The sequence below is a fragment of the Azoarcus sp. TTM-91 genome, from assembly GCF_012911025.1.
Classification (GTDB): Bacteria; Pseudomonadota; Gammaproteobacteria; order Burkholderiales; family Rhodocyclaceae; genus Azoarcus.
Genome location: NZ_WUEI01000298.1, coordinates 1 through 454 on the forward strand (window position 1 = coordinate 1; position 454 = coordinate 454).

Sequence of the window (454 nt, forward strand, 5' to 3'; positions counted from 1 at the left end):
GTCTCAAATGTATCAATACCTCTACCTGCAGCCTCACATCCGATGAGCTTAACTCCCTCATCACCGATGTAGTGATAGAAGCTTCCCATAGCATTGCTACCACCACCAACGCAAGCGATAACTGCATCAGGAAGTCTACCCTCTACCTCTAAAATCTGCTGTCTGCTTTCCTTTGAAATAACAGCCTGGAAATCTCTAACGATTGTAGGGAATGGATGTGGTCCCATAACAGAGCCAAGGCATTAATGTGTATCATCGATTCTTGTAGTCCACTCACGCATGCACTCTGAAACCGCATCTTTAAGTGTAGCTGTACCGCTAGTTACTGGCACTACATCTGCACCTAAAAGCTTCATTCTATATACGTTAAGTGCCTGGCGCTTAGTATCTTCCTCTCCCATGAAAATGACACATTCCATTCCAAGGAGAGCTGCTGCTGTTGCAGTTGCAACAC

General features: G+C 45.4%; 1 pseudogene. It reads right to left on the minus strand.

The annotated features are described in order from the left end of the window. A pseudogene (locus tag GRF61_RS24325) lies at positions 1-454 on the minus strand (pyridoxal-phosphate dependent enzyme); the annotation flags it as partial.